The 12,790-nt window shown below is 44.6% G+C and carries 12 protein-coding genes; 3 read left to right on the forward strand and 9 right to left on the reverse strand.

What is annotated here, in order from left to right; genetic code table 11:
* Positions 1 to 49 precede the first annotated feature (49 nt).
* From porD to ACFQ21_RS09445, 6 genes are all read right to left on the reverse strand, one after another.
* A complete protein-coding gene (gene porD / locus ACFQ21_RS09420) occupies positions 50 to 949 on the reverse strand; it encodes a type IX secretion system protein PorD (RefSeq protein WP_377578126.1) in 900 nt (299 codons plus the stop codon).
* Positions 942 to 2,144, reverse strand: a complete 1,203-nt coding sequence (coaBC, locus tag ACFQ21_RS09425) for a bifunctional phosphopantothenoylcysteine decarboxylase/phosphopantothenate--cysteine ligase CoaBC (RefSeq protein ID WP_377578129.1) — start codon at positions 2,142 to 2,144, stop codon at positions 942 to 944. The genes porD and coaBC overlap by 8 nt, the downstream gene beginning before the upstream one ends.
* An 81-nt stretch (positions 2,145 to 2,225) precedes the next feature.
* On the reverse strand, positions 2,226 to 2,537 hold the full coding sequence (locus ACFQ21_RS09430; RefSeq protein WP_377578132.1) for a DNA-directed RNA polymerase subunit omega: 312 nt from the start codon (positions 2,535 to 2,537) through the stop codon (positions 2,226 to 2,228).
* 4 nt (positions 2,538 to 2,541) lie between these two features.
* Positions 2,542 to 3,354 carry an outer membrane protein assembly factor BamD gene (locus tag ACFQ21_RS09435; RefSeq protein ID WP_377578135.1) on the reverse strand — a complete coding sequence of 271 codons (813 nt, stop codon included), beginning with the start codon at positions 3,352 to 3,354 and terminating at the stop codon, positions 2,542 to 2,544.
* A 129-nt stretch (positions 3,355 to 3,483) separates the two neighbouring features.
* Complete coding sequence (locus tag ACFQ21_RS09440) at positions 3,484 to 4,188, reverse strand: T9SS type A sorting domain-containing protein (RefSeq protein WP_377578138.1); 705 nt, start codon at positions 4,186 to 4,188, stop codon at positions 3,484 to 3,486.
* A gap of 90 nt (positions 4,189 to 4,278) precedes the next feature.
* Positions 4,279 to 5,904, reverse strand: coding sequence for an OstA-like protein (locus ACFQ21_RS09445; RefSeq protein ID WP_377578141.1), 1,626 nt, complete (start codon positions 5,902 to 5,904; stop codon positions 4,279 to 4,281).
* 55 nt (positions 5,905 to 5,959) lie between these two features.
* Between ACFQ21_RS09445 and tilS the strand changes: the two genes are divergently transcribed.
* Positions 5,960 to 7,285 (forward strand): tRNA lysidine(34) synthetase TilS, encoded by a 1,326-nt coding sequence (gene tilS / locus ACFQ21_RS09450; RefSeq protein WP_377578144.1) that lies wholly within the window; start codon positions 5,960 to 5,962, stop codon positions 7,283 to 7,285.
* A 168-nt stretch (positions 7,286 to 7,453) separates the two neighbouring features.
* On the forward strand, positions 7,454 to 8,383 hold the full coding sequence (gene mdh, locus ACFQ21_RS09455) for a malate dehydrogenase (RefSeq protein ID WP_377578147.1): 930 nt from the start codon (positions 7,454 to 7,456) through the stop codon (positions 8,381 to 8,383).
* Positions 8,384 to 8,543: 160 nt separating this feature from the next.
* Here mdh and ACFQ21_RS09460 read toward each other — a convergent pair whose 3' ends face one another.
* The gene (locus ACFQ21_RS09460; RefSeq protein ID WP_377578150.1) at positions 8,544 to 10,985 is read right to left on the reverse strand and encodes a YfhO family protein; all 2,442 of its coding nucleotides are present in this window, start codon (positions 10,983 to 10,985) and stop codon (positions 8,544 to 8,546) included.
* 153 nt (positions 10,986 to 11,138) lie between these two features.
* Between ACFQ21_RS09460 and ACFQ21_RS09465 the strand changes: the two genes are divergently transcribed.
* Positions 11,139 to 11,498, forward strand: a complete 360-nt coding sequence (locus tag ACFQ21_RS09465) for a hypothetical protein (RefSeq protein ID WP_377578153.1) — start codon at positions 11,139 to 11,141, stop codon at positions 11,496 to 11,498.
* Here ACFQ21_RS09465 and ACFQ21_RS09470 read toward each other — a convergent pair.
* A complete protein-coding gene (locus ACFQ21_RS09470; RefSeq protein WP_377578155.1) occupies positions 11,467 to 12,228 on the reverse strand; it encodes a sulfite exporter TauE/SafE family protein in 762 nt (253 codons plus the stop codon). The two genes, ACFQ21_RS09465 and ACFQ21_RS09470, sit on opposite strands and share 32 nt — an antisense overlap.
* A 1-nt stretch (position 12,229) precedes the next feature.
* Positions 12,230 to 12,751 (reverse strand): hypothetical protein, encoded by a 522-nt coding sequence (locus ACFQ21_RS09475; protein WP_377578158.1) that lies wholly within the window; start codon positions 12,749 to 12,751, stop codon positions 12,230 to 12,232.
* Positions 12,752 to 12,790: the final 39 nt, after the last annotated feature.

Raw genomic sequence — 12,790 nt, forward strand, 5'->3', positions numbered from 1 at the left:
CGTATCTGGTTTTATTCCGCATAACGATTAAACCATTAACGGTTAACGATTAATTCTGAATGATCTTCTCGTAGTTGGCGCGGTTGGAGGATGGATCTATAGCCTTGATAACGTCATACGCTTCGCGCCTTACCTGTATGTTGCCGGATGAGAATATATTGGCAAGCTCTTTTCCTTTGGCATCGAAGAAACTTACTATAATAACGGCTGTCGGGTTGACATCGCGTACTTTCTTAATGTCTTTGAGGCCTTTCAGAATTACTTCGCGGCTTTTGTCTGGATCTTTATCAAATGTATCCAAACCAAGGCGGTGATAGGAATATAGTGCCTTGCGCAGATCGGTCATCTGCGGATTATTAAAATTCTCTACGATCCAGTAACGGCTCCGGTTATTCTGCATCGACTGCCATCCCGGGCGGTTGGATTGCTGCGCGTTGTTTACCACCTGCAATGCACGTTGGAAATAGGGTGAACCTCCCAGTTCACTGAAGGTATCATAATCAACACCTATAATCATATAGGCATATAGCGCGAGCATTGACGTGAGATTGGTAGTATAGGTATTGTCGTTATACTCCAACGGCAACGACTCTACATATTCAAACTCCCAATCGCGATCGGCAAAGTTAAATACCAGTGTTGAGTAGTTGGTGTTATATACCGGGCGCGCAGACTGTATTTGCACCGAGGCGGCAAAGTTGCCAACGGAGGGCATACGCGTTATGGTGATCAGCATGTTGCAGTTGATCTTCTCATAATTCTTGTACGAATCGTTCGTCCACTTGCGTGAATTCATAAACTGTTCGATCGCTGTTTTCATATCACGAAAAACAGTACGTTCCGTAGTCTGTATCTGCGTTGCGTTAATGGAAACCGTGCAGTTCAACTCTTGCGCCTGTGACGCAAGCGATGCAAAAAGAAAACCGATCAGAAGTACTCGCTTAATCATGCAGTTTTTCAATAATAGCCTTAACAATATCTTTCGCTACTTCCTTTTTATTTTTCAACTCGAACGACTTCACATGCTGCTCGCGATCCAGAATGGTGATTTTATTCGTGTCATGACCGAAGCCGGCACCTTTATCGTTGAGTGAATTTAATACGATCAGATCAAAATTCTTTTTTTCAAGTTTGGTTTGAGCGTTAGCCTGCTCATTTTCCGTTTCAAGTGCAAAACCAACCATTACCTGGCCGTTGTGTTTCAGCTTACCCAGCGATGCCGCTATATCGTGCGTCTTGGTAAGTTCAATGGTGAGGTTTGCTTCCTTCTTCTTTATCTTTTGTGATGCCACCTCCACCGGGCGATAGTCTGCCACGGCTGCAGCCAGTACCGCTATATCTGTAGAAGGAAAAAGCGATGCACAGGATGTATACATTTGCTCTGCCGATGTTACCGGAATAACGTTGACGCGAGGATGATTGATATGTTGTTGTGTAGGTCCCGTCACTAAATTTACTACAGCACCTTGTCTGGCGAACTCCTCTGCTATAGAGAATCCCATTTTACCGGTTGAGTGATTGCCAATGAAGCGAACCGGGTCGATCGCTTCGTAGGTAGGACCGGCTGTTACCAGTACTTTTTTACCGCTGAGTTTTTGTTCAGACGTAAAATGATTTTCAAGCGCTGTTACAATCTCTTCAGGTTCGGCCATTCTTCCGTTGCCTACAAGTCCGCTGGCGAGTTCACCAAAGACAGCATCAATAAGAATGTTGCTATAGCTTTTCAGCTTTTGAATATTGTTTTGTGTTGATGGATGCTGAAGCATATCCAGATCCATAGCCGGAGCGAAAAATACAGGACAACGTGCCGAGAGATAAGTAGCTAATAAAAGATTATCGCATAAACCGTTTGCCATTTTCGCAAGTGTATTGGCGCTTGCCGGAGCAATTACCATAGCATCTGCCCACAAGCCAAGTTCAACGTGATTGTTCCATTGGCCGGTGTTATCCTTAACAAACTCGGTTAGTACGGGATTTTTAGAGAGGGTGGATAATGTGAGAGGCGTGATAAAATCTGCAGCAGCGGGGGTCATCACCACCTTTACTACTGCACCTGTTTTTACAAGCAGCCTGGTAAGCACGGCAGATTTGTAGGCTGCAATGCTTCCTGTTACACCCAGTAAAATTTTTTTATCTCGCAGCATGGGATGAACCGTTATCCGTGATTGGTTATTCGTTAATCGTCAATACAACTATAACGATTAACGAATAAACCTATAACGAACTTACGCTAAATCTTCGTTGCGCATGCGGAAGCTTAACTCACCATCCAGAAATTCTTCAATTGCTGTATTGGTAGGTTTCGGCATACGCTCATAAAATTTAGAGATCTCGATCTGCTCGCGGTTTTCAAAAACTTCTTCGAGGTTATCTACGGTAGTAGCAAACTCAGCAAGTTTATTGTTAAGCTCTTCTTTCAGGTTAACGGCAATCTGGCGTGCACGCTTGGAGATAACCACCACCGATTCGTACAGGTTTCCGCTTGGTGCTGCGATCTTTTCGATGTCGCGTGTTACAATTGATGATTGAGCTGCCATATGTTTATGAATTTGTGTTTTTCGTTTTGTTTAATTTTTCAAGACTCTCAGCATACATCTTCTCAGCGTCTTTCAGGAATTTACTTTCAGGGTATTGATCAATAAATTCTTTGTAGTGTTCTACCACGGCCTTGTAGCGATCGGTCTGCTTGGAATATATACTTTGCTGCGCCAGTTTATATTCTGCTGCTACTACCAGGTACGAAGCTTCTTCAACATACTTTGAATCCGGAAAGTTATTCTTGAAGTTATTCAACGCTACCACGGCTGCTTTGTAGCTGCGCATGCGGTAGTACTGATATGCATTATCAAATCCTTTCTTTTCCAATTTAGCCTGCGTAGTGAAGATAACCTCCACTGCCTGCTCTCTGAATTTGCTGTTGGGATACCGGTTCAAAAACTCCTGCATCGCTGCCATGGCGTTGATGCTGTTGGTTTGGTCGAGGTTTGCTTTCGGGGATGATGCATACTGCGAGTAAGCAAACATATACCGCGCTTCTTCTGCGAGTGTACTGCGACCGTAGGTTTCGTAAAATGTTTTGAACTGCTCAGACGCCAGCAAATATAGTTTATCGTAAAACTGGCAATACGCCAGGTAGAACTGCACTTTTTCACCTTCGGGCAAACCACGAACGATGGGCAGAATCTGCTCGAACAACACAGAAGCCTTGTAGTAATCCTTCTTGTTGTAATAGTTCAGAGCGCCTTCATACTTCACGCGCCAATCCTGGCTTTTTTCGATTCGCCTGAATTTGCTGCACGAAGCTGCTGCCAGCAAGATTAAAATTAAAAAGAGTGACGCTGAATGATTCCGCATAAGCCCGCAAATATAATATAAGAGTTTAGAACTGAAAAACGCTGATTTCACCGAAATAGGATGAAAGCAGGCATTAAAAAGTTTCTTTTCAGCAGAAAGTTAAGGGCAGGACGAGCAGAATTAAGGATTTTATTTTTTTACGATGAGCTTGCGCGTCATCACCCCCTCATTATCGAGGTAGAGGGTATAGAAATAGATACCGGCACTTAAATCGTCAACGCGGATGCGAACGCGGTTTTCAGAGTACGGAAGTGGATAATCGCCCACGGCATTACCCAGCAGGTTATGCATAATGATTTTGGCTTTTACCTGTTCGTTCAGGATTTTATACTCCACAAAAGCATAATCCGTTACTGGGTTCGGGTAAACATCATGCAGGTTTATGAAGCTGGATGAATATAGATTTTGTTTCTCCGGTTTTTCAGTCACCGTAAAGTTAACGGCAAAGTCAAGCGCCAGCGTGGGGTTAGAGCGACTGAACACAACATAGCGAACGGTACTTTCTCCTGAAACCAAACCTGCTTCAAGCGCAATCTGAAAACCAGATAGAGTTTGTCCGGGCTCAACTTTTAAAATATAGTCTTCTGTTTTTTGATCGAGGCAATTGTTATCGTGACAGAAGTAGCTTTTCTGTGTACTTCCTATTTGAGCATCTACTCTGCGAATGATCAGTGTGAGTGTTTTTTCGGTGGTGTTCTTGAATCGAACAGGAGCCTTGATGGTTTCACCGATAAGCCCAGCGTGAGTCTCTTGCAAACCGACAATTTCAAAACCCTGCCCGTAGGAAAACCTACTCAGGGTTATGATTATTGCCAACAACAAGAGTCTTCTCATAGAAACAGCATATTGTACAAAATTTAAACTTTTATATGGATTGTCATAATAGATCGAGTTTTTTTTCGTTCACCGCTCTGTTAAATTTTGTTACAAACGTTTACGCTCGGATGAAGGGCTCGTAGAACTGACTACCGGTGTTTTAACAACATCTTCGCGCTTCGGTTTTTCTTTGGCGCGCCACTCAAATCCCTTCAGCTTGGTGTCTTCAATCTTAAGCTCGTGTGGCGGAATAAAGCTGGCCTCGGGCCTCACATAAAAACTCATGTTGTTCACTTTACCCTCCTTAAAGCGAATGGTAATGCTGCTGCAAATAATCTTGTTCATCCCCATCGCCTTGTTCGTCTTCTCGTCCATTGCGAAGTATAAACTTTCACCGTTGCCATCCACCACCACGTGATCAATCTTTTTATTCTTGAAGAAGGTCGTCATCTTCCGCCCTTTCACCTGGTTAAAGTTGATGAGCGTATCCTGCGACACTACAAAAGAATTAGCCACCATATAGATGCGATCGATGGTGTTGTTCTTGATAAGCATGCTGATAGAGTCAGCGGTCATCTGGTTGTCTTGCGACCAGAGTATAGGATCTTTGTAGAAATATATAGTTGAATCGAGCGAGCGATACTCCAGCGAATCGGCCAGCCCCTGCATGTCGCTTTTATAGATCTTCACATTGTGATAGGCCAGCAATCTTTTCTTGGCCGGATCGGGACTATCAATAGATACTAGTGTATCGGCCGAAATAAAAAGGGTGTCGTTGTTCTCGGTAACTTTCGCCAGGTATGCATGATCGTAGACTTTTGCTATGCCCTTACTCTTGAAATAGTCGGCCGATTGCCCGTAGATAACCAGGTTCTCTTTCTTATAAGTCATCACTACGTTCTTCCGGAAAAGATATTTCTTCCGGATGTCGTCAAGTTTATAGTTCTCGGCATCAAGTTTATACTCCGGTGTTTCAGCACTTCCTAATTTAAGATCCGATTGCTTCGAAGTGGTTTCATAAAAACCGTTCTCATATACAAACGTGCTGCTGTCTTTATCAACCACCGTAGTGGGTGTTACGAAGTATATAATCTTGCTTCGCGAATTATACTGCAGACTATCAGCCGTCATGGTATAGTCAGGATTCTTTACATGTACATTTCGCTTGAACGATGCCAGGTTGGAGCTCACATTGTAATACCCTTTGCTACTGGTAAGTATGTTGATGCTATCCACCAGCCTTCCGTTATTAAAATAGTTGGCAACATTTGTATTACGGTCAAAGTCGAGGAAGTCGGTATATAGTGTAGCCGTTGCCAGTTTGGTGAACACCACGTTCGAGCGGAGCTTGGCTTTTTTCGTGTTACCATCATACTCCAGCTTGCGGCCGGTAATCGTAACAGAGTCACCTTCCAGAATTTTTACACGGCCAAAAGCCTCCACAAAATTTCGCTTCTTGAAAAAGTATGCCGAGTCACAATAGATAGTCGTCTGATTTTGCGTCAGGATCACATTACCGATCAGGCGATCGAAACGTTCGTCACCATCCCGTCCTCCGCGTAACTGATCAGCTTGTTTAAGCTTCACTTTCTTTTGGGCAACCCCCGGAAACGATACGGCCATTAACAGCAAAAAAAACACAAGCGAAACAAACAGATGCATACCCTTCACACCATATAGCGTTTTGCTGTTCGGGTTCTGTGTATCATTTTTATAAAATCGAAAACTATCCATATTCAGGTGCAAGCTACAAATCGTAATTCTAAAATCGTAAATCGTACATTTGAGCGTGTTAGAGCAATTTCTGAACCATATTGAGCGGCACAGTCTGTGTAAACCTGCGGATCGCATTCTGCTGGCCGTCAGCGGTGGCATTGACTCCATGGTTATGCTTCATTTGTTTCAACAGGCGGGCTTTACCATCGCGGTAGCGCATTGCAATTTTCAATTGCGTGGTAAAGATGCTGATGGTGATGAAGCGTTTGTGTCTGCTACAACCGAACAACTCAATATACCCTGTTTTGTTAACCGCTTTGAAACAGCGCAGTATGCAGAAGTAACGAAGCTCTCTATTCAAATGGCGGCACGCGAACTGCGCTATGCGTGGTTTGAAGAACTGATGGAGAAATACAGTTTCAACGTACTGGCTACTGCACATCACCTTAACGACTCGCTTGAAACCGTTTTGCTCAACTGGGTGCATGGCGCCTCGTTGGAAGGCTTTACCGGTATACCTGTAAAACATGATGGTGTCATTCGTCCGTTGCAGTTTGCTACGCGCGGGCAGATTGAACAGTATGCACAGCAACATAACATTACCTGGCGCGAAGATGTGAGCAACCAGAGCGATGATTATCAACGTAATTTTATCCGACACCAGATCATCCCTGCGTTAAAGGAAATTAACCCTTCACTGGAAAGCACCGTGCAGCGTGGCTTTGCCAAATCAGCAGCCGAAGTACATTGGATACAGGAAGGTTTTGATGACTGGAAAAGAAAATATACCGCTATTACTCACGACAAAGTAACAATACAAAAAAAGTACTTTACCGGCCTGTCGCACGAAGCATCCGTTCTCTGGAAATTCACCAAGATGTTCGGGTTCAATTACGATACCTGTGCTGATGTTGTGCGATCGCTGCCCGGGCAATCGGGCAAACGCTTTTTCTCTTCTTCGCATCAGCTTGTTATTGATCGCGATCTGCTGCTCATCACTCCGCATAGTATGGCGTTGCATGATATAACTATAGGAGCGGGTCAGTCGGAAGCACAACTCGGTTCATGGCGCATGGAGATCAGTCGGTCTACCACCTTTCAGAAGTCAGCGATACCTAACCAGGCAACCCTGGATGTTGCTCATATTAACTTTCCCGTGACGTGGCGCACCTGGAAAGCGGGCGATGCATTTTACCCGTTGGGCATGCGTCAGCGCAAGAAGGTAAGTGACTTTCTTATTGACCTAAAGCTCTCACGCACAGACAAAGACTCCGTTACGGTGCTGGAGTCGCAGGGAGAAATTATATGGGTAGCAGGTTATAGAATTGATAACCGTTTTAAAATTACCGACCATACCCGCGAGGTTGTGATCTTTACCCTATATCCACATTTTCTGTAATAACATTTTTTTTTGACGGGTAGTATCCTAAATTGGTGTCATGGCAGACCAGAACTATATTCCTGCCTGATGTAAAAAGGTGCAGATTTTCAACGTTATACTGTGTGCTCAATTATCATTCAGTGAATCCGCTGAGGTCAATATTCAAACCCATAAATCATTATTCTTATGAAAGTAACTGTAGTGGGCGCTGGTAATGTAGGCGCTACATGTGCCGATGTACTGGCCTATCGCGAAGTGGCCAACGAAATTGTACTCGTTGATATTAAAGAGGGTCTCGCAGAAGGGAAGTCGCTTGACATCTGGCAAAAAGCTCCGATCGATTTATACGACAGCCGTACGATTGGTGCTACCAACGATTATTCAAAGTCTGCGAACTCGGATGTTGTGGTTATTACTTCAGGACTTCCGCGCAAGCCGGGCATGAGCCGCGATGATCTTATCGGAACCAACGCGGGTATTGTAAAGTCGGTGACGGAGAATATCATTAAGTATTCGCCTCGTGCAATCATTATTGTAGTATCAAACCCGCTGGATGTTATGACTTACCAGGCTCACTTAACATCCAAATTGCCACGCACCAAAGTATTTGGTATGGCCGGTATACTGGATACAGCACGCTATCGCGCGTTCCTCGCAGAAGCATTGAATGTATCTCCGAAAGATATACAGGCTATGTTACTCGGTGGTCATGGCGATACCATGGTGCCGCTGCCGCGCTATACTACCGTAGCTGGTATACCGGTAACGGAACTGATCGACAAAGACAAACTGAATGCTATACTGGAGCGCACCAAAGTAGGTGGTGGCGAGTTGGTAAAACTCATGGGTACATCGGCATGGTATGCCCCGGGTTCTGCTGCCGCGCAAATGGTAGAAGCCATTGTAAAAGATCAGCGCAGAGTATTCCCTGTATGCATACGACTGGATGGTGAGTATGGTATAAAAGACTGCTACCTCGGTGTACCGGTTATACTGGGTAAAAACGGAATTGAAAGAGTAATTGAACTCGATCTTAATTCTGAAGAACGCGCCTTGATGGAATCAAGCCGCAAAGCCGTACGCGAAGTAATGGATGTATTGGAGAATCTGGGATAACAAATCGCCCGCTATAACCAGATTAGCATATAGTATAACAAATGCCAGGTTAACGCCTGGCATTTTCGTTTATAGTCATGTCTCAAAGACATCCTCTAAAAGAAAGAAGCTGCCTCATGGTGAAGCAGCTTCCTGTAAATATCAATATATAGTATATGTACTAGGCATCTTCCTTGCGCACGCTCCACACTACACTGCCCAGCAGCGCAACAAGCATGAGCCAGGATGAGATCATGGTAATTTTGTTACCGGTATAGTATGCAGCAGGCTCGAACTTGAATTCAACAACGTGTTTACCAGCCGGCACTTGTACGGCACGCAATACATAGTCGGCACAGATGATCTCGGTTTCTTTACCATCTACAAAAGCCTTCCAGCCTTTGGGATAGTATATTTCCGAGAATACAGCTAATCCACTTGCCTGCGACTGACTTTCATATTTCTGGTAATTCGGATTACGATCTGCCAGTGTGAGCGTTGCTGTGGTATCGGCCTGCACTGATTCCACCTTAAAGCGCGAGCCATCTATAACTGCTGTTGTGCGCGTATTTACGCCACATGTTTTCAGTACTTCTTCAGTCGGTGAACTTACCGTGATCACTTCGCTTACAAACCAGCCATTGCCATTGGCAGCGGGGTTCGGTATAATATTGTTTCGCTCAGGACCAAACACTATATATTTCACGTTGAGCATATTCATAACACCATACTTCGAAAAGTCGGCCTTACCACTTTGCACATCCTGAATAAACTCGTTCGTTTCGCGGAAGAGGCAGGTGTCATAGAGATCCTGGTATCGTCTCATCTTCACACCGTGGTATCCACCAATAGAATTGTGAAAGTACGATGTGCGCGCCTCTTCAAATGTACCCTGCAGGTTATATACTCTGTAGTGCGATTTGTCTTTTAAGATTTCCTGGTCTGCAGCATTCATCGCGAACATGGTGTTCTCGCGCTTACGCTGATATTTATCTTTGCCGAAGTAGCGTTTATCAACAATGGCCAGATCGAGTGTGATCATGATGATGAGGAAAGCATAGAACGCTATTGGTGATATCTTCTTCCATACTTCAAAGTATATCACCACAAATGCAGCTACGATAAATGCGAGCGAGCGGAACACATCGCTGCGGAACAGGCTCTTGCGGTCGTCAGCCAATGCACTGGTAAACCATGCCGGCAACTGACTTTCGTGCGCTGACATGAAACTCATCATGCCGCCAAAGAGGAACAACAAAACGCACAGCCCACCCGTTGCGCCCAGCACGATCAGCAATTTCTTACGGGCCGCTTTATCAACACCGGTTGTAAATAATTTTTCAAGTCCCAGCATCCCCAGCAACGGAAATGCAAAGAGCGGCAAAATCATAAGGAATGTTACCGATCTGAATTTATTATAGCCGGGCAGGTAATCGAATAAAGCATAATTGAACCATTTGGCACTGTCGCCCCAGCTCGCCATAATTCCGAATATAATTACGGGTATCAGCCACCCAACATATTTACCATCCGCGAAAACGATACCCAATACAAAGAGGAAGAAGATGATCGCGCCACCATAATATGGAGCGTTCAATGGATTTATACCCCAGTACGCAGAAGTATATTGTGCGAGTTGATTGGCCATCTGTTCATCGCCCGAGCGTGACAGTGCTTTATATACTTCACTGTTCGGATCCTGAACAAGGTAATTGGAACTGAGCCCTCCATAAAAGTTAGGCACGAGCAACGTCATCGGTTCCCATATACCATAGCTATAGCGAAAGGCATACGATTTATCCAAACCGCTTTGTCCTTCCTTGCGCTCGGCCGAAACCAATTGTGTTTCCCCGCGGATCGAGTATTGACTATATTCTGTAACAGCCCACATCGGTCCTATAAATGAACCGGCTGCTATCACAGCCGCTACAACGAGTATAGCAATCGTTTTGAAAAAATCAGCCGCACGATTCTCTCTCAAAAAGTCTATCAACTGTATAAGTCCGTATACCAATACAATAAACAGCAGGTAGTATGTTATCTGTAAGTGATTTTCTTTCAAATGCAACGCAAGGCCCGCGGTAGTTACACCAAATCCTAAAATCCACTTGCGCGAAAAGGCAAGGTGTATACCGGCCATAACCAACGGCATAAAAGCGATGGCACCGATGCGGGCATTATGACCTGCACCAAAACCAATGATCATATAAGATGAAAGTCCAAAAGCAACCGCACCCGCTATAGCCAGGTAGGGCCGCACCCGAAACGCCAGCAACAAAATATAGTAGCTGATAAAGGCCAGGAAAATGTTTGCTATAGGATGTGGCAACGACAGCGACAGTGCACGTTTCAGGAAACTTACGGGCCCGTTGCTCCAGTGTGTATTTACCAGGTAAGCCGGCATACCACTGAACATGGCATCGGCCCAGAGACCTTCTTCGCCAGTCTTGTCGCGATAATCGCGCAGCGCTTTGGATGATCCCTCCCACTGCTGGATATCGTACTGACTGATGGTTTTGTTATCAAAGAATACAGGGTTGAAAAAGAATACTGTAATAACCAGGAACACGCCAACAGCTACCAGGTGCGGAAGTACCTGTTCAGTGAATTTGATTTTTTTCATGCGTTGATTAAGACTTTTATTTGCAGGACTGGCTTTACTGAATACTGAATGAAAGCTTACCTGCTCTAATTTTTTAGTCGTGCAAAATAGGAAGGATTGTGGATACTCCCGAATGAATCTTTACTTTGCACCGTCAATCAAAATTATTTCGCTATGGGATTACTGGATACCGTTCTGAGTGTACTACAAAATGTGATAAGCGTTGTGCCCAGTGTGGCTGTACTGGCGGCTACGATCTACTATATCAGTAAACGTTCTGCACCGGAAGGATACCTGATGGCCATTGGTTCGCTCATCGGATTGTTAACACACCTGTTTTACACAGTAGGCATTCCGTTGATTACCCGAAACGGAGGCGTTGATTCCTATTCAATGTATCAGGCCTATCTCTTGCCGGTTGGCATCATCAGTACGATTGGAGCTGTTCTTTTTGCTATCGGTTTATTCATGCTCATCCATAAGGTTGTTAAAACACCGGTTGCTACCAATACCAATGGTCCTTCAGGATATTGAGGGCTGCCAGTAACATGAGCACAGCGGTTATACGCTTGATGTAGATGGGGTTGAATCTGCGGGCACCCATGCGTGAGCCGAGTTGTCCTCCTATAAAAACGGCTGCAAGCAACGGCACTATATATTGCCATTGAAGATCCGGAAGACCGTGCTGAAACTGACCAGCCAAACCACTGATTGAATTAACCAGTATAAATAAACTCGCGAGCGCAGAGATCTTTTTTGCATCGGCCCACCGCAGAAAATGCAATATCGGAGATAGAAAGATACCTCCACCGATACTTACCAGTCCGGAGAGAAAACCGATGCCTCCCCCTAATACTATATTTATACCGGTGGTGTTATACTTACCGGATGAGGCAGTTATTTTTTCGGGTTGTATCCACAGCAGAAGCGAAGCAATGAGTAACGTAATACCCAGCAACACAAAAAATATAGCATCTTGCAGTTTCCAGAAGCCACCGAGGTATGCAGCTGGTATACTTACCACCAAAAAGGGCCACACTTCTTTCCATACAATTTTACCCTCGCGATAAAAAATGATGGTACCACTGGTAACAACAATAATGTTGCAAAGCAATGCGGTGGGGCGGATAACTTCCGGAGCCAGCATAAACACAGGTTGCGCCAGCAAGGCGAGGTAGCTTGAACCTCCGCCAAAACCAACCGAAGCATATACCAGGGCGATTACAAAAAAACTAAGGATAAGAATAATCTGCGCGGTATCCATACTACTCGGCCCTGCGAACAATAATCGATTGAAGATTCTTTACGTAACGTCTGCCGGCATGAATATCCGCTGTGGAGATCAGGAGTATACTTTCATCCAACGTATCAATGGACTTATGATCTTTCGATGTAATAATATATACTGTATTACCTGTCGTTGTATTGAACAATTCGTTCCACGAGAATACAACTTTATAGCCGTCAGATGCGATGCAGGTAAAGTAGTACTCGCTGAGTACTTTCTGACTTTCCGCATCAGGCTCTATACTTTGCAACAAGTCTCTCAACAGAATGCCGCTTAGTTCCTTTGCGGTTCCTTTTACTTCACCTTTATGATTGGTGATCACCACATCGCCAATGTTATATACTTTATACTGGCGGATAGCATCAGCGGTAAATGTCTTGGGTGATTTAACCCGACCGTTTATAGTAATGGAGAATGTTGGTTTACTCTTGTGCTCCTGGGCAACAACACTAGACGTAACCAGTAGCAACAGAAAAGCTGTGAGGTATATACGAACCATGAAAGAAATATCGGTTTTAAAAATTAGTGCAGTAGCTCG

The organism is Ohtaekwangia kribbensis (assembly GCF_042676245.1).
GTDB lineage: Bacteria > Bacteroidota > Bacteroidia > Cytophagales > Cyclobacteriaceae > Ohtaekwangia > Ohtaekwangia kribbensis.

Coding starts and splice junctions, on each gene's coding strand:
- porD (WP_377578126.1), bottom strand. CDS start 949: ATGATTAAGCGAGTACTTCTGATCGGTTTTCTTTTTGCATCGCTTGCG.
- coaBC (WP_377578129.1), bottom strand. CDS start 2,144: ATGCTGCGAGATAAAAAAATTTTACTGGGTGTAACAGGAAGCATTGCA.
- ACFQ21_RS09430 (WP_377578132.1), bottom strand. CDS start 2,537: ATGGCAGCTCAATCATCAATTGTAACACGCGACATCGAAAAGATCGCA.
- ACFQ21_RS09435 (WP_377578135.1), bottom strand. CDS start 3,354: ATGCGGAATCATTCAGCGTCACTCTTTTTAATTTTAATCTTGCTGGCA.
- ACFQ21_RS09440 (WP_377578138.1), bottom strand. CDS start 4,188: ATGAGAAGACTCTTGTTGTTGGCAATAATCATAACCCTGAGTAGGTTT.
- ACFQ21_RS09445 (WP_377578141.1), bottom strand. CDS start 5,904: ATGGATAGTTTTCGATTTTATAAAAATGATACACAGAACCCGAACAGC.
- mdh (WP_377578147.1), top strand. CDS start 7,454: ATGAAAGTAACTGTAGTGGGCGCTGGTAATGTAGGCGCTACATGTGCC.
- ACFQ21_RS09460 (WP_377578150.1), bottom strand. CDS start 10,985: ATGAAAAAAATCAAATTCACTGAACAGGTACTTCCGCACCTGGTAGCT.
- ACFQ21_RS09465 (WP_377578153.1), top strand. CDS start 11,139: ATGGGATTACTGGATACCGTTCTGAGTGTACTACAAAATGTGATAAGC.
- ACFQ21_RS09470 (WP_377578155.1), bottom strand. CDS start 12,228: ATGGATACCGCGCAGATTATTCTTATCCTTAGTTTTTTTGTAATCGCC.
- ACFQ21_RS09475 (WP_377578158.1), bottom strand. CDS start 12,751: ATGGTTCGTATATACCTCACAGCTTTTCTGTTGCTACTGGTTACGTCT.